Origin of the sequence: Arthrobacter sp. PvP023 (assembly GCF_017832975.1) — a bacterium.
Lineage (GTDB): Bacteria > Actinomycetota > Actinomycetes > Actinomycetales > Micrococcaceae > Arthrobacter.
In genome coordinates, this window is sequence record NZ_JAFIBI010000001.1 from 1,481,284 (window position 1) to 1,496,505 (window position 15,222).

A 15,222-nucleotide genomic window follows, 5' to 3' on the forward strand; every position below is an offset into this window, starting at 1 on the left:
GCCGTCTTAGCCGACGGGCGCCGCAGTGCGCAGTCCGTGGATGAACTCAAGCTTGTCGATCACGGGCGCGGAGAGTACGAAGGGGTACAGATCGGCCTTGCCCATGCTGCGGTTGACCTGGTTCAGCGCGATTGAGAGCGGAAGCCACTCCGTCTCCACAACCGCCCGGAAAGATGCATTCCGGGGAGCGGCTGAAATGAGGCCGAACTCCCGGGCGGTGTCGAGGGTGTCGCAGATGTGCAGGTAGTGGGCGAACGACTCCGCAAAGTCTTCATACGGATGCATAGTGGCGTACTTCGAAATGTACTTTTCGTTCCAGTCCGCCGGCGCGTCTTCGCTGTAATGGCGGTCTATCTCCGCCTGGTAGTCCTTGGTGTCGTCGCCAAACAGCTCCCTGGCCCCGCGCGTCCGACCGTCGTCGCTGAAGACCAGCGTGGTCTCGAAATAGTGCCCCACTTCGTGCCGGAAATGGCCAAGCATCGTCCGGTACGGTTCATCGAGTTGGGAACGCATTCTTTCGCGATAGGCATCGTCGCTCTCGGCCAGGTTGATGGTAATCACTCCGTCGGCATGTCCGATCACCACCTCTTCGTTGACACTCGACAAGAGGTCGAACGCCAGGCCGCCGTCAGGATCCTCCGCGCGGGTGACGATAGGCATGCCGAGTTCATCGAGTTCGGCGACAAGGTGGCGCTTGGCTTGCTCGGCCGCCACGAACTGCGAAAGTCCTTTGGCGTCGCTGTCGTTGGGCCGAGTACGCGTGAGTTCGCAACTGAAGCATGGGCGGCCGCTCTCCGGCGCCAGCCAGGTGCAGCCGGATAGCAGCAAATTTATACAGCGGTGCCAGGTGGCTCCCGTCGCATCGGTATGCCGGCCCTGGCTGTCCACCTGGACCAAGGCGCGCGAGTCCCGCAGGTATGCCAGGTTGGATCCGCACTGCAGGCAGACGGAATTTTCAAAGTACAAGGCCGAACCGCAGACACTGCAGGATTGTTTTTTCACCTCACGATCCTACCCGCGCCGTCACGGCCCGCCGGAACCAATGGCCGGCGGCCCACTAGCGGCGCGGGCGGATCAGGGCCAAACTGCCGGTATGAAAATTGTCGAATGTTTGGCGCCGTTCACGGGGACCTGGCAGGGCCACAACCGGATGCGGATCATGCCCACGGACGAGTACCAGGAATCAGTGTCCGCCGCGACGGTGGCGGTGACGGCAAAGGACTTCGTGACCGTCGAGTACACGTGGGCGCACGAGGGCCAGCCGCAGAACGGCCTGCTGCTCCTGGGCTCGGGGCCGGCGTCTCGTGGTGGACCAGGCGGTGAGGCGACGGCGGCGGGCGAGGCACCGCCGTCGGACGCTTCTTCCGGACCAGGCGCCACGGCGGTGTGGGTGGATTCCTTCCACTCCGGGCCGGAGTGGCTCACCCTGTCCGGGAACATCGGCGGCGACGGCGTGGTCCGGCTGACCGGCTCCTATCCCGCCCCGGAGGGACCCGACTGGGGCTGGCAGATCCACATCGAACCCGGCGACGGCAACGGCGGGCGCATCACCATGCACAACGTGGTGCCAGGCCACGATCCGTACCAGGTGGTTGAGGCCACCTACCGCAGGCAGGCCTAGGAGCGCGCCATGGAATCCATCAGATCACTCATCGCCGCCGCGGAACGCGACTCCCGGCTCCCCGAAGGAGAGGACGAGCGGTTCACCGGCTACGGCATCATGGGCCAGCCGTTCAGCTCCGGCTACCTCCTCGCGCTGCGCCGCTTTTCCGCCACCTCAGTGGGCCCCGGCTACACCGCCATATGGCTGCGGCGCCCCTCGGGCGCCTGGATCATGTACACGGACGTGCCCGCGGACGTGTCCTGCCCCCGCTACTTCGGCAGCGCCCTGGAGGCCACATCGGTCCACCGGATCGACGTCGCATGGCTCGACGACCACCGCTTCACGGTGGATATAGCGGACGACGTCGGGCTCCACTGGGAGGTCAGCCTCGCCGCCACACCGGTCACCCGGGCGATGTCCGCGCTCGCCTCCGCGCTGCCGGCGAAACTGTGGGGCAACCCGGCATTCCTGCGGGTCATGGGAGCCGTGGCCGGGCCCTCGCTGCAGGCCGGCAGGATCGGGCTGGTTGGCCGGGTCCCCAACGGCCAGGGTTTCCGGGCCAACCCCAGGCGGATGTGGTTCATCTCCGGCAGCACCGCCACGCTGCAGGGCGAAGACCTGGGTTCCCTGCAGGCACTTCCTGTGCAGACCCGGCTGGGCGACTTCTGGATTCCCCAGCGCGGGATCTTCATGATGGGCTCGTCCAGGTTCGACGCGTTCGACCCCGCTGCGCACCACGCCCTTCCTGGCCCGCCCGGCTAGCCCCCAACCGATTGGGACGCTCTCTCACTTCCGGCGCGCTTTTCCGGGACGCTCTCTCACTTCCGGCGCGCTTTTCCGCGACGCTCTCTCACTACCGGCGCGTTTTTACGCGACGCTCTCTCACTACCGGTTGGGGCGGGCACTACTTCGCTGGCGTGGGGTCGCCCGCCTTGGTGCGCTCCAGGATGCCGTCCACGACGTATGCCGCGTCCCGGCCCACCCCGCCTACTAGCCCCGACGTGAGCGAGTACTGGAACGGCATGCCCACGAAATACAGTCCGGGCAGCTCCTGCACCACGCCCCGGCGGGTGATCGGCCAACCCCAGTCCGTCACGGGCAGTCCCTCGATCCAGTCGAGCGACGGCTTGTGGCCGGTCGCCCAGATGACGGTGCGTACGCTCCGGGACGTCCCGTCGTCGAACGCTGGCTTTCCGCCGGCAGCGCCACGGAACCGCGGCAGCCGGACCACGCCTGCCCTGTCCAGGTCCTTGACGGAGATCCGGAACAGCGGCGCTCCGTGCCGGTGGAAGTTGGCGGATACCCTCCGCCCCAGCGGGTTGTCCGTTGTCAGGACGAAATGGATGAACCGCCAGTAGAGGGGGTCGGCCCAGCGCAGCACGGGATCGGGCACGTGGGGAGTGGGGCGGCCGGAAATGAAGGTGCGGTGGGTGGCGGCGAGCTCAAGTGCGATCTCTGCACCGGAGATCCCGGCGCCCACCACCAGCACGTCGCCGTCCGGGATGTCCGCAGGGCGCCGGTACTGGGAGCTGTGGAGCTGCAGGATTCCGGCGTCCAGGCCGGCGGCCGCAGCCGGAATGCGGGGGAGCGCGTTGGCGCCGACAGCGGCAATCACGTTGCGCGCGTGAAGGACGCCACCGGTGGTGGTGACGGCGAAGCCGGTCCCCGTGGCGCCAACACTGAGCACCTGGACGCCGGTCCGGACCGGGAGGCTGAACTTCCGGGCGTACGCCTCGAGATAGTCGGCAAACTCGTCCTTGGAAGGGCACGTGTTCCGCGCGGCCAGGAACGCAAGGCCGGGAAGGCCGACGCGCTGGGCCGGGGTGAAGAGGCGGAGGGAATCCCACCTTGCCCGCCAGACGTCCCCGATCCGCGGTGCCTGCTCCAGGATGACGAACCGCAGTCCCGTCCTGGAGAGGTGATAGCCGGCGGCAAGTCCCGCCTGGCCGGCGCCGAGCACCACCACATCAAACTGCTGCATGTCCTGGTCCATTACTGGCTCCTTATGACCGAACAACTGCTGTTTTTCGATGTGATTAGAATACCATTCCAGTGAGTGGAGGGATAGTCTAATTTCATGGCGCCAGTACCTAGGACAACAGCTCCCCGCATCACCCGAAGGACGGCACAGGCGGCGGACACCAGGCTGCACATCGTGGCCACCGCCCGCGAGCTCTTCGCTGCCAACGGCTACGTGCGCACCACCATCGAAGGCGTTGCTGCCGAGAGCGGCGTGGCGGTGCAGACCGTCTACAACTCCGTAGGAAACAAGGCAGCACTGCTCTCAGCTGTGCTGGATGACGCCGCCTCAGGTCCGAATGCGCCGGCGCAGGTGCTGGAGTTCATGCGTGAGCGGACCCGCCAAGCTCCGGATCTTCAAGCGCTGCTGGCCATGCTGGCGGACTGGTTCGTCGAGGTGCATCAGCGGACCGGCACAGTGCTGGGCGTGATCGCGCAGGCAGCAGCCGTGGATGCCGACGTTGCGAAACTGGAAAAGGCCCGCGCCCTGCAGCGGCTGACGCGGTATCACGAGGCGGCCGCGGCGGTAAGGGAACGCGGCGGCCTGACCTCGGGCATGTCCGACGAAGACGCCGCCGCCGCCATCTGGTCCCTGGGCCATCCGCAGGCTTACCGCACCCTGGTGAACGACGCCGGATGGACCCCGGAAGCATACCGGGAGTGGATCCTCAAGGCGCTCGCCGCCGCTTTGGCATAGGAGCGCGCTTGTCGTCTGCTGGACCCTCTCTCATTACCTGCGGGCTTTTTTGAAACCCTCCCTCAGTACCTGCATGATTTTCCCAAACCATCTCTCACTCTTCTTGAGAAAGTGAGAGAGGGTTTGGGATTTTGGGGCCGGAAGTGAGAGAGGGTTTGACCGGGTTCAGGCGTCGCGGTGGCGGGGCTTCGCGGCTGCTCCGTACTGCGCCAAGGGCGCCAGCAAAGCGCTGCGGAGTTGCGGGGAGAGCTTGGTGGGAACATCCACTTCGGCAGCGATGGCCTGCAGCACGCGGCTCATGTAGTTCCGGGCGCCGGCCGCGAGCGTGATGTCCAGGATTTCACGGTCGGTGAAGCCGTGGTCGCGCAGGTCGAGGGTGTCCGCGTCCGTCATGGTCTCGGCGTCGGTACTGAGCTTTTCGGCGTATTCCATCATGGCCACCTCGGCCGGTGACAGTCCCGCGTTGTGGTAGTCCCGGGCGATCTGGACCAGCTCGTCCTCGTCAATCGCCCGCAAGGCTTTCACTCCATGGGCAAGCCGGCAGTGCGCCGATCCGAGCGCCTGGGCCGCGGCCAGGGTGACCAGCTCGTAGCGGCGCAGATCCATTTTCTGGGTGATGGCGCTGATGAGCGCTTCAAACGCCACGTACGCTTCCGGGTTCACCGACAGGTCCTTGGTGAATTTGGCGACATAACCGCGGGACCGCAGCTCGTCGTCGTAGATCTTCGCCTTCAGGCCGAACGCCTGGCTTTCGGGAGTGGTGGCGAATATGGACATGGGCGATCCTTCTTCCGGCTGGGGCCACCCGCGCTGCACGGTGGTTAGCCCTGACAGCACCGGTGCGGACAAATGCGATATTCCTCCGCGACCTGCGGCGAGTCAACATATGGCCTTCAATGTTTAGCTGGTGTTCGCGAGTCGGATGGCCTCAGCGAACGCGGGCAGGCTGCGTTCCACCATCTCCTCGTTGGCGGTCAGTGACATCCGGAAGAACCCGGGTGTTTCGAACAAAACGCCCGGCAACACGAACACGTCATGGTTAGCCAAGGACTCTGCGAATGCTTCGTCGTCGGCCACAGGGGAGCGGACAAAGAGGTAGAACGAGCCTTCCGGCCGGTGCAGCTGGTAGCCCATCCGGGTCAGCTCCTCGAAGAAACGGTCCCTCTTGCGCTGCAGCTGCGCCACGTCGATGGTGAACGTCTCCAGCGCGGGCAGCGCGTACTGGAGCAGGGCGTTGGGGTAGATCCAGCCCATGGCAACCTGCAGCGCACCCAGGATTTCCCGCAGGACGTCCCGGTCCGGCATGGTTGGCGGCAAGGCAAGGTACCCTACCCGCTGCCCGGGCGCGAGGTGCGTCTTCCCGTAGGAGTATGCCAGCAGGGTGTACGGATAGTACTCGGCCGGGCTGTGGAAGCGGGCACCGTCATACACAATCCGGTTATATGCCTCATCGGACAGGAGGTAGATCCGGCGTCCGTTCCGTTCCGAGGCGAGCTCCAGCATGGCGGCCAGCTTCACCAGCAACGTCTCCGGGTAGATGCGTCCCGTGGGGTTGTTGGGGCTGTTGACGATCACCACCCTGGTCCGGGGAGTCACGGCGGAGGCAATGGCCATCAGGTCAAGGTCGAACGTTTCGGGGTTGATGCGCACCTTGACCGGAACCAGCCCGGCTTCAACGACGATCGGTTCATAAAGGAACCATGGTGGCAGGCTGTAAATTACCTCGTCGCCCGGATCGGCCACGGCCTTTAGCGCCATGGCGATGGCTGTGAAGCCGCCCGTTGTTAAATGGATGTCGTCCGGCTCGAATGGCATCTCCAGCAGACGCTGCAATGATCCCGCCGCGGCATTCTGGGCCTCGACGCCGTTGGTCTTGTATGCGAACCAGCCTTCGTTCCGGGGTTCGAGCTGGTCCCGCAACGCCGCAACATATGCCTCCTGCGGCATTTGATGGGGGTTCCCGAGCGTGAAGTCGCAGATGCCCGGCTTGTCCTGGCGGCCGGCATGCGTGCGCAGGAATCCCTGGACCCTGAGGAGCGACGGAATGGAGGCGACAGCCCGTGCCCTGGCCGGGAAATCCACCCGCCCGGAGAGCTTGGAATCGTGGATACCGGCCATCAGAGCAACCCCCTGTTTTTAGCAGCATGGAAGCCAGCTCGCTGCTGAGCCAGTGGGAGGCTGTGGTGCGAATTATTCTGGCCCTGACCGGCAGAAATGTAAATGGAAGGTGTCTTTCCTGCTGACAGCGGTATCAGTGCCCGGCGTCAACGCTCGCGTTGGCGGGTTCTCACCGACAGTTGCATCACCCCTTATGGTTGGATATGGAGGCTAGTGCTACTTGCACGTCCCGCAGGTTGAACGGGAACTGGGCCTGATCAACCGCACACCGCACACCGCACCAACGCGGCCTGACCGGGCCATGCGCACCCCTGGTCCGAACCGGGCCAGCCAGACCCAGGAGTATCGTTTGCTTCACATGAATCTTCTCGCGGCCGTGACCGCACTGCCGCTTCTGCTGGGCTTTTCCAGCCCAGCAGCCGCAGCGCCGGAAGCGTCAGTCCAGGAGGCGAAGATGCAGCCCGCGGAAGCCCTCCCGCCAACCGCAAGCTCCTCGGTCAAGGTGGTGGACACCACCGCAGCGATCACTGACCCTGCCTGGTTCAAAAAAGCGTACGACGACGGGATCCGCCTGTACGTCATGCACTCCACCGCCTGGGGTACCTGCGAGCCCTGGTACCGCACCCAGCCCCAGCTCAAGATGGCGCTGGACGCCGGCCTGAAGATTGCCGTGTACACGCGCGACGCCAGCTGCTGGCAGGGCGGCATCAGCGCGGCAGGCCCGTATGCAGCGCAGCTTCAGTTCTTCGCCCTGGACGTGGAACCGGGCAGCCCCCCGGTGACCCGCGACATGGTGGACGGAGTTCGCAGCATGGGTGTGCGGCCCGTGATCTACAGCGGCAGCGGCATGTGGCCAGCACTTATGGGCGACAGCGCGGAGTTTACGGACGTTCCGCTCTGGGATACCAACACCAGCAACCTCAACTACTCCACCTGGACGGCCGACTACCTCGCTCCCGCTCCGGTTCAGTACGGCGGCTGGAACACGGACGCCACCATGCGGGTCGGCATCCAGCAGAAGTTTGAGCACAGCCTCAACGGCGTCCCGGTGGACCTGAACTCCTTCGACGCCGCGTTCCTGAAGTAGGGCGGCGCAGCGCCATGCGGCAGTGGCCGGCGGCCCGTTAGCGGCGGCCCGTTAGCGGCGGCCGGCCACCCGCCGTCGTGCGGCAAACGCAAACAGAGCAGTGGTTGCCACGGTGGCCAGATACCCGGCCACCACAATCAGTGAGATTCCGCCCCAAAAGTAGCTCGTGGTGCTGCCGCCCTGACCGGGGACGTAACGGGTAAGCAGGAACGCGGCCGCCGCGGCAAACGCCAGGCAGAGCAGGCCGGGCAGCCGGATCCACCAGCGTGAGGACGCCCAGTGCCCGCCGAAGCCGTCCCACACGTTCCAGGTGTTGCCGGTGCGGATGATCAGCCAGCCGGCCGGGATGGCGAACGCACCCACCAGGAGGAAAGCCGCGATGACGTCGGCCGGGCGGTGCCACTGGTTCACCACCGTCGAAATCCCGGACACTATGGCGAAGCTGCCGCCGGCGAACCCTGCGAACGGCCGCCAGCGCGGTGACGCCATGAGGAACACCGCTGCAGCAGCCGAGGCTGCCAGCGTGGTGTGGCCGGACGGCAGCGAATTCAGCTCCAGGGTTTCCACGCCGCGGAACGGCCGCTCCGGCAGCAGCTCCTTCAGGACCTGCGTGGCGATGTTCGCGCCGATGCATGCGGACACGGCGATGCCCGCGGCGCGCCAGCGTTTCCGGATCACCGTGACAAACAGGACCACGACGGCGCCCACCACCAGGGAGATGGTGGGCAGCCAGTCCAGGAACCTGGTGGCGGCCTTCCCGGCCGGACCGTGGATGGCCACGGCCTCTACGAGGGCGGATTCGTCAATGTACTGTCCCGTGGTGGTCCGCACGAAGAAGTAGTACGTGGCAATCAAACCGGCCACACAGGCCAGCGTCGCGAGAACGCACAACGCAGCCAGTGCCACTGCGCCACGCACCTGCCCGGCGGGCCGCCGTCGTCGGGAATCTTTAAGGTGAGAACTCATCACCATCAGCGTCCCACAGAATGCTGGGAGCCGTCTGCGGGCGCCGGCCGTGCGGTAGGGGCGGAGCACCGGCTTTTCGGCACCGTACCGGCGGGCGCCACTGGCGGCAATCCTGCGCAAAACAGGTAGCAAATACTCGTGCCCGCCGGCGGCCGTTCTTCTTACGCTTAGCACAGCGGCCGTCAGCCGACCAGCACTAAGCCGGCGACCGTGGCGGATGCCAATGTCCCGGGACGGTGACACGCAGGGCATTGGCATCCGCAAAAACCCGTTGACACCCCGGCGACGGCGGCGCTAGCTTGATCGTATTGCCGCCCTGGACACACGGGCCGCAACATCACCGCATCACAACTGGTCTCGTTCGCCCCTTACGGGCATTTGATGTTTAACATCGGCAGGACAGGTCCGTATGCGTCCCCTCCTGCCACATTTCAGGAGTGCTGCCATGAACCGAAAAATGAGGAAATTGTGCCTGCCTGCCGCCCTGTCGCTGGCGCTGCTATCGGGAGTTTCGGCCCCTGCGTTTGCGGGGTCCGACGGCGGGGGAAGTGCAGTGGGGCCATGGCCCCCGGAGGACACTGACGGGAAGTACGTTTCCGTTCCCGACGCGTACTACGCGGACTACGAGTTCGACGCTTGTAACACCACCATCAAGGTCTCTGCCGGGGACGAACGCGAAGTGACGTACAAGGGCGAGAAGAAGGATGACGGGACCCTGGTGATCAAGTACCGGGGCGACGCCACGATCGACCTGACCCGCGCCTCCGACGGCGCCACGATCGACGAGCTGGACGTCTCCGGTCCGTTCACCATGCGGCTTGCGCAAGACGGGCTGAGCGCCCACCTGTCCGGCCGGGGTCCAGCCCTGATCTATGCCATAGGAGCAGCTGAGGAAAAGGCCTTTGAAGACGAGGGCCTGCCCAAGGCGTTCTACTTCACCGAAGGACGGCTGGCAGGCGACGTGGTGTACGCCTCCACCGACCAGAAGGAAGTAGTGTCCGGCGAGATCACGCACAACAGCGTCCGGCACGCGAAGGACATCTGCAAGATGCTGGACCGCGCCAAGGATGACGATCACGGGCACCGGTAAACGGACGGAAACCAGCCGGCCATCATGCGCTGTTGCGGCGCGTGGTGGCCGCTTCCGTGAGTACGCTCCGGGGGTAAAAACGAGTAGCAGGTACTCATGCGGCGCCGTCTTCCGGACCCTAGCATTTTACTAACGGCCGGGTTGCGGACCGGCCGAACCCCGCAGCATTCCCCGCGGTAAGCGCAGGGAATGCATGCCCGGGCTCCTTGAGCTGGGCCGGCGGCGACGAGTCTCATAGACGTGAAGCTCACCCCCAGTCGCCGTCGGCCCTACCAGGGGAGTGGCCGGCCGAATGGCTGTCAGCCCTGGCCGGTAGAGTGAAAACATGCCCGCCGACGCACCCCGCCAGTCCCGGAGCCTCCCTTCGGTGAACCTTCCTTCCGTGGAACAGCTTGCGGCGTCCGCGCACGTGGTGAGCCTGCCCATGCGCGTGAAGTTCCGCGGCATCACGCAGCGCGAAGCCCTGCTGCTGGACGGCCCGCTGGGCTGGGGCGAATTCTGCCCCTTCCCCGAATACGGGGACGCCGAGGCTTCCCGCTGGCTCGCCTCCGCCGTCGAAGCCGGCTGGCAGGGATTTCCGCCCGCGTTGCGGTCAGTGATTCCGGTCAACGCCACGGTCCCCGCCGTCCCCGCAGACCGCGTTCCGGAGGTCCTGGCCCGCTTCGGCCGGGTGGACGCCGTCAAAATCAAGGTGGCCGAACGCGGCCAGACGCTCGAGGACGACGCCGCCCGGGTTGCCGCCGTCCGCAGCGCCCTCCCGGACGCCGCTATCCGGGTGGACGCGAACGGCGGCTGGGATGTACCCGCCGCCGTGGAGGCACTGACCCGGCTGTCCGCCGTCGGACTGGAATACGCCGAACAGCCGGTCCCGGACATCGAAGGCCTGGCCGAGGTCCGCCGCCGGCTGCGGGACGCCGGCGTCCCCGTGTTGATCGCCGCGGACGAAAGCGTGCGCAAGGAAGAGGACCCCCTCCGCGTGGCGCGGGCCGGGGCGGCGGACCTGATCGTGGTGAAGGTGGCGCCGCTCGGGGGAGTGCGGCGCGCCCTGGACATCGTGGCGCAGGCCGGGCTGCCCGCCGTCGTCAGTTCCGCGCTGGACACCTCGGTGGGGATCCGCGCCGGGCTGGCCCTGGCGGCGGCGCTCCCGGAACTGCCGTATGCCTGCGGGCTGGGAACGGTTTCGCTGTTTGAGCAGGACATCACTCTGGACCCGCTGGTGGCCGACGACGGCGCCATCCGCGTCCGCGATGTCACCGCCGACGCCGGGCTGCTGGAGCGGTACGCGGCACCCGCCGACCGCCGGGACTGGTGGCTGGACCGGCTCCGCCGCGTCCACGCCGTGCTTGCACCATCGACTGCTCCGTAACTGCCCTATTGAGGGCCGAAAACGGCGCCTACGGAGCAATCGATGGGGAGTTCACCGGATCTTCACCTGCCTGACGGCTGCCGGTTGGGATTGGCTGGAAGGGTGGGCGGGACCGCATCACATCCCTTGGAGGCCCCCATGTCTGAAACGACCGGACGCAAGTTTGCCCTACTCCCCATGCTTGGCCACACCAAAGGCAAGCGCAGCCCCGTCACCTGCGCGCTGAAGTGTGACAACGCCTGCTCGGGCGAGGTCTGCAACACGAGCTCCAACAGCTACTTCCGCGACATCGCCTCTGCCACGATGTCCCGCCGCGCCGCCCTGGGCTTCGGCGCCGCCGGTGCGCTCGCCGTCGTGCTCGGAAGCGCGGCAACGTCCGCCGGAACCGCAGTGGCCGACGGCGGCACCGGCCTCGCCGCCGCCGCTAAGGACGGCTTTGGCAAGTCCAAGCTTCAGTTCACCGCGATCCCGTCCGTTGCAGCGGACGTGGACAAGCTGACCGTGCCCGCAGGGTTCACCTGGCAGCCGGTGATCCGCTGGGGCGACCCCATCTTCAACACCGCGCCGGACTTCGACCTCAACAACCAGACGGCCGCCGCCCAGGAACAGCAGTTCGGCTACAACAACGACTACTCGGACATCCTGGAGATTCCCGGCAGCAAGGGCCGCCGCGCCGTGCTGTTCGCGAACCACGAGTACACCAACGAGAACATCATGTTCCCGGCCACCATGCCGGCCGCTGACGTCCGCGCAGTGGGCCAGGCGGCACACGGCCTTTCCGTGGTGGAGCTGGAGCGGAAGAACAAGAACAAGCCGTGGAGCTACGTCAAGGGTGCAGGACTCAACCGCCGCTACCTGAACAGCACGGTGTACGAACTCACCGGCCCCGCCGCGGGATCATCGCTGGTGAAGACCATCGACGACCCGTCCGGCCGCGCCATCAAGGGCACGCTGGGCAACTGCGCCGGCGGCACCACCCCGTGGGGCACCATTCTCTCCGGCGAAGAGAACTTCAACGGCTACTTCGTCTCCCCGGGAACGTCCGCTTCGGACCTCCGCTACGGGCTGACCTCCAAGGCCACTGCCCGCCAGTGGGAACTGGACGATCCCCGCTTCGACACCCGCAACACCGGGTACGCGAACGAGGCCAACCGCTTCGGCTGGATCGTGGAAGTGGACCCCTTCGACCCCACCTCGACGCCGAAGAAGCACTCCTCCCTGGGTCGCTTCAAGCACGAGGGCGCCAACGTGATCGTGGCGGAATCCGGCCACATGGTGGCCTACATGGGTGACGACGAGCGCTTCGACTACCTCTACAAGTTTGTCTCGGCCGACAAGTACCGGGAGGGCGACCGCAAGCACAACATGACCCTCCTCTCCGCCGGCAACCTCTACGTCGCCAGGTTCACCGGGAACTCACCGGCCGCCGAGATCACCGGCACCGGCGCCGTGCCTGCCGACGGTTCGTTCGACGGCACGGGCGAATGGCTGCCGCTGGTGGAGAACGGGGCCTCCAAGGTACCCGGCATGTCCCTCGAAGAGGTGCTGGTGTACACCCGCCTGGCCGCGGACAAGGTGGGCCCCACCAAGATGGACCGCTGCGAGGACGTGGAGCCCAGCCTGCACACCGGCAAGGTCTACGTGGCCTGCACCAACAACTCGGACCGCGGCAAGGCTGGCAAGGAAGGCGCCACCGAGATCAACCCGCGCAACGCCAACCGCGACGGCCACATCGTGGAAATCACCGAAACCGGCGACCAGACCTCCACCAAGTTCACCTGGAACCTGCTGATGGTCTGCGGCGATCCTGCCCAGGGCGACGTCACCTACTTCTCCGGCTTCCCGGTGGAGCAGGTCTCGCCGATCTCCTGCCCGGACAACCTCGCGTTCGACTCCGTGGGCAACCTGTGGATCTCCACTGACGGCGCCCCCTCCGGCATCGGCCGCGCGGACGGCTTGTTCAAGGTTACGCTCGACGGCGCCGAACGCGGCAAGGTGGAGCAGTTCCTGGCCGTGCCGCGCGACGCCGAGACCTGCGGACCGATCGTGCACGACGACGAGCGCACCGTCTTCGTCTCCGTGCAGCACCCGGGCGAAGACGGCACGTTCGACGCGCCCAACTCGTACTTCCCGGACTACGTTCCGGCAGGCACGACGCCGGCGCGAGGCCAGGCCCGCGCCCCGCGCCCGTCTGTGGTCCAGGTCTTCCGTACCGACGCCTAGTCACGGTTAGTCCCAGCCGGTAGGGACGCTCTCTCACCTTTGGTGGGTTTTTTCGGGACGCTCTCTCACCTTTGGTGGGTTTTTTCGGGACGCTCTCTCACCTCCACGGCTGCACACGCCGGGAGATGGGGGAGCGTTCCGGATTAACCGGATTCATCCGCAGGAGCCGGGAGGGCGCCGGAACGGGCCGGGGCTGATAATTTGAGCTTGTGAATAATCCGGCCGAGATGGTTGTCCCCAGAGTCCAGGCAGCTATTGCCCAAGCGTTCGGCGAAGAGTTCCGGGACACCGACCCGGTTGTCCGGCCGTCGCAGTTCGCCGACATCCAGATCAACGCCGCCATGGCACTCGCCAAGAAGGTCGGCCTGCCGCCACGCGACGCTGCTGCCCGGATCGTCGAGGCGCTGGAGCTCGACGGACTCTGCACCGCCGTCGAAATATCCGGCCCCGGCTTCATCAACCTCACGTTCGACGGCACCTGGATCGAGGAGCTTCTCAACGCCCAGGCTTCCCAGCCGCAAGGCGGGCCGGAGACGCAAGCCCGTCGCGTCGTCGTCGACTATTCCTCCCCAAACGTTGCAAAGGAAATGCACGTGGGGCACCTGCGCACCACCGTGGTGGGGGACAGCCTGGTCCGCGTCCTTGAGGCGCTGGGCCACACGGTGATGCGGCAGAACCACATCGGCGACTGGGGCACGCCGTTCGGCATGCTGATTGAGCACTGGCTGGAGATCGGCGAGGATTCTCCCGAGGCCGCCCTGCTCGTGGAGGACCCCAGTGCGTTCTATCAGGCAGCGCGGGCAAAGTTCGACAGCTCCGACGGCAGCCCGGACAGCTTTGCGACGCGGGCCCGCCTTCGCGTGGTGTCCCTCCAGTCGGCCCACGAGGAAACGCTGGACGTGTGGCAGCGGCTGGTTGACCACTCGAAGGTCTACTTCAATGCCATCTACGCCACGCTCGGAGTCAGCCTCGAGGACGACCACATCGCCGGCGAAAGCTCCTACGATCCCCATTTAGCACAACTGTGCCAGGAACTGGAGGAGCGCGGGCTGGCCCGCGTCAGCGAGGGGGCGTTGTGCACCTTCCCGGCGGGCTTCAAGGGCAGGGACGGCGAACCCCTGCCGCTGATCATCCGCAAATCCGACGGCGGCTACGGGTACGCCACGACCGACCTTGCCACCATCCGGTACCGGGTCCAGGAGCTCCATGCCGACCGCATCCTCTACGTGGTGGGCGCCCCGCAGAACGTGCACCTCCGGATGGTCTTTGAGACCGCGCGGGAGGCCGGCTGGCTCCCGGACACGGTGGAAGCCACCCACGTGCAGATCGGCAACGTGCTGGGCGAAGACGGCAAGATCCTGAAGTCCCGCTCGGGCACCCCGGTGAAGCTTATGGCCCTGCTGGACGAAGCCGTGGACCGTGCGCGCGCCGTGGTGGACTCGAGCCGCCCTGAGCTCTCGGAGGAGGAACGCGCCGTGACTGCCCGGCAGGTGGGCATCGGCGCGGTGAAGTACGCCGACCTCGCCGTGGGGCACGACACCGAGTACGTCTTCGACTTCGACAGGATGCTGGCCCTCAGCGGCAACACGGGCCCATACGTGCAGTACGCTGCGGCCCGGATCCGCTCCATCCTGCGGAAGGCGGGGGAGCCGACGGCGGAGCCGGCCGTTTCGCCGGCGGGTGCGCCGGGCGAGGCGGTGGGGGAGCCGACGGCGGCAGCGAGTATCGCCGTCGTCGAACCTGCCGAGCGGGCCCTGGCGCTCCACCTGCTCGAGTACGGTGCGACCCTCCGAAGGGTCGGGGAACTGCTGGAGCCGCACCGGCTCTGCGCGTACCTGTTCGAACTCTCGCAGCTGTTCACCTCGTTCTACGACCAGTGCCCGGTGCTGAAGGCGGACGAATCCGTCCGCGAGTCACGGCTCGCCCTGTGCGCACTCGTCCTCCACAGGCTCTCCGAGGGCCTGGACCTGCTGGGTATCGAGACTCCGGAGAACATGTAGCGGTAGGTTGCCGGTCCTGGCCCTGGCCCCGGTCCCGCCGTCGGCGGGCGACC

Annotated in this window: 13 protein-coding genes and 1 pseudogene; 8 read left to right on the forward strand and 6 right to left on the reverse strand. The window is 66.4% G+C overall.

What is annotated here, in order from left to right; all coding sequences use genetic code 11:
* Positions 1-6: 6 nt before the first annotated feature.
* Both JOE31_RS06845 and JOE31_RS21815 read right to left on the reverse strand, forming a co-directional pair.
* Complete coding sequence (locus JOE31_RS06845; RefSeq protein WP_307864465.1) at positions 7-714, reverse strand: putative zinc-binding metallopeptidase; 708 nt, start codon at positions 712-714, stop codon at positions 7-9.
* Positions 715-750: 36 nt separating this feature from the next.
* A pseudogene (locus JOE31_RS21815) lies at positions 751-1,002 on the reverse strand (zinc-ribbon domain-containing protein); the annotation flags it as partial.
* Between the two features lie 91 nt (positions 1,003-1,093).
* On the opposite strand from JOE31_RS21815, the gene JOE31_RS06850 reads away from it, so the two are divergent.
* A complete protein-coding gene (locus JOE31_RS06850) occupies positions 1,094-1,621 on the forward strand; it encodes a DUF1579 family protein (RefSeq protein WP_209742824.1) in 528 nt (175 codons plus the stop codon).
* 9 nt (positions 1,622-1,630) lie between these two features.
* On the forward strand, positions 1,631-2,365 hold the full coding sequence (locus JOE31_RS06855) for a hypothetical protein (RefSeq protein ID WP_209742826.1): 735 nt from the start codon (positions 1,631-1,633) through the stop codon (positions 2,363-2,365).
* Between the two features lie 142 nt (positions 2,366-2,507).
* Here the strand turns inward: JOE31_RS06855 and JOE31_RS06860 are convergent, their stop codons facing one another.
* Positions 2,508-3,596 carry an NAD(P)/FAD-dependent oxidoreductase gene (locus JOE31_RS06860; RefSeq protein ID WP_245199021.1) on the reverse strand — a complete coding sequence of 363 codons (1,089 nt, stop codon included), beginning with the start codon at positions 3,594-3,596 and terminating at the stop codon, positions 2,508-2,510.
* Positions 3,597-3,680: 84 nt separating this feature from the next.
* Between JOE31_RS06860 and JOE31_RS06865 the strand changes: the two genes are divergently transcribed.
* On the forward strand, positions 3,681-4,319 hold the full coding sequence (locus JOE31_RS06865) for a TetR/AcrR family transcriptional regulator (protein WP_209742828.1): 639 nt from the start codon (positions 3,681-3,683) through the stop codon (positions 4,317-4,319).
* 165 nt (positions 4,320-4,484) lie between these two features.
* Here the strand turns inward: JOE31_RS06865 and JOE31_RS06870 are convergent, their stop codons facing one another.
* Both JOE31_RS06870 and JOE31_RS06875 read right to left on the reverse strand, forming a co-directional pair.
* Complete coding sequence (locus JOE31_RS06870; RefSeq protein WP_209742830.1) at positions 4,485-5,096, reverse strand: carboxymuconolactone decarboxylase family protein; 612 nt, start codon at positions 5,094-5,096, stop codon at positions 4,485-4,487.
* Between the two features lie 123 nt (positions 5,097-5,219).
* The gene (locus JOE31_RS06875) at positions 5,220-6,437 is read right to left on the reverse strand and encodes an aminotransferase class I/II-fold pyridoxal phosphate-dependent enzyme (protein ID WP_209742832.1); all 1,218 of its coding nucleotides are present in this window, start codon (positions 6,435-6,437) and stop codon (positions 5,220-5,222) included.
* A gap of 358 nt (positions 6,438-6,795) precedes the next feature.
* Between JOE31_RS06875 and JOE31_RS06880 the strand changes: the two genes are divergently transcribed.
* Positions 6,796-7,524 (forward strand): hypothetical protein, encoded by a 729-nt coding sequence (locus JOE31_RS06880; RefSeq protein WP_209742834.1) that lies wholly within the window; start codon positions 6,796-6,798, stop codon positions 7,522-7,524.
* Positions 7,525-7,575: 51 nt separating this feature from the next.
* Here the strand turns inward: JOE31_RS06880 and JOE31_RS06885 are convergent, their stop codons facing one another.
* Positions 7,576-8,496 (reverse strand): phosphatase PAP2 family protein, encoded by a 921-nt coding sequence (locus JOE31_RS06885; protein ID WP_209742836.1) that lies wholly within the window; start codon positions 8,494-8,496, stop codon positions 7,576-7,578.
* 439 nt (positions 8,497-8,935) lie between these two features.
* On the opposite strand from JOE31_RS06885, the gene JOE31_RS06890 reads away from it, so the two are divergent.
* The 4 genes from JOE31_RS06890 to argS all read left to right on the forward strand — a co-directional run bounded on the left by JOE31_RS06890 (position 8,936) and on the right by argS (position 15,169).
* Positions 8,936-9,580, forward strand: a complete 645-nt coding sequence (locus tag JOE31_RS06890; RefSeq protein WP_209742838.1) for a hypothetical protein — start codon at positions 8,936-8,938, stop codon at positions 9,578-9,580.
* Between the two features lie 325 nt (positions 9,581-9,905).
* Positions 9,906-10,946, forward strand: a complete 1,041-nt coding sequence (locus JOE31_RS06895; protein ID WP_209742840.1) for an o-succinylbenzoate synthase — start codon at positions 9,906-9,908, stop codon at positions 10,944-10,946.
* Positions 10,947-11,084: 138 nt separating this feature from the next.
* Positions 11,085-13,169, forward strand: a complete 2,085-nt coding sequence (locus tag JOE31_RS06900; protein WP_209742842.1) for a PhoX family phosphatase — start codon at positions 11,085-11,087, stop codon at positions 13,167-13,169.
* Positions 13,170-13,396: 227 nt separating this feature from the next.
* Complete coding sequence (gene argS, locus JOE31_RS06905; protein WP_209742844.1) at positions 13,397-15,169, forward strand: arginine--tRNA ligase; 1,773 nt, start codon at positions 13,397-13,399, stop codon at positions 15,167-15,169.
* Positions 15,170-15,222 lie beyond the last annotated feature (53 nt).

Bases quoted from the DNA above. Each gene is read 5' to 3' on its own strand.
- JOE31_RS06850 (WP_209742824.1), top strand. From the start codon at position 1,094: ATGAAAATTGTCGAATGTTTGGCGCCGTTCACGGGGACCTGGCAGGGC.
- JOE31_RS06855 (WP_209742826.1), top strand. From the start codon at position 1,631: ATGGAATCCATCAGATCACTCATCGCCGCCGCGGAACGCGACTCCCGG.
- JOE31_RS06860 (WP_245199021.1), bottom strand. From the start codon at position 3,596: ATGGACCAGGACATGCAGCAGTTTGATGTGGTGGTGCTCGGCGCCGGC.
- JOE31_RS06865 (WP_209742828.1), top strand. From the start codon at position 3,681: ATGGCGCCAGTACCTAGGACAACAGCTCCCCGCATCACCCGAAGGACG.
- JOE31_RS06870 (WP_209742830.1), bottom strand. From the start codon at position 5,096: ATGTCCATATTCGCCACCACTCCCGAAAGCCAGGCGTTCGGCCTGAAG.
- JOE31_RS06875 (WP_209742832.1), bottom strand. From the start codon at position 6,437: ATGGCCGGTATCCACGATTCCAAGCTCTCCGGGCGGGTGGATTTCCCG.
- JOE31_RS06880 (WP_209742834.1), top strand. From the start codon at position 6,796: ATGAATCTTCTCGCGGCCGTGACCGCACTGCCGCTTCTGCTGGGCTTT.
- JOE31_RS06885 (WP_209742836.1), bottom strand. From the start codon at position 8,496: ATGGTGATGAGTTCTCACCTTAAAGATTCCCGACGACGGCGGCCCGCC.
- JOE31_RS06890 (WP_209742838.1), top strand. From the start codon at position 8,936: ATGAACCGAAAAATGAGGAAATTGTGCCTGCCTGCCGCCCTGTCGCTG.
- JOE31_RS06895 (WP_209742840.1), top strand. From the start codon at position 9,906: ATGCCCGCCGACGCACCCCGCCAGTCCCGGAGCCTCCCTTCGGTGAAC.
- JOE31_RS06900 (WP_209742842.1), top strand. From the start codon at position 11,085: ATGTCTGAAACGACCGGACGCAAGTTTGCCCTACTCCCCATGCTTGGC.
- argS (WP_209742844.1), top strand. From the start codon at position 13,397: ATGGTTGTCCCCAGAGTCCAGGCAGCTATTGCCCAAGCGTTCGGCGAA.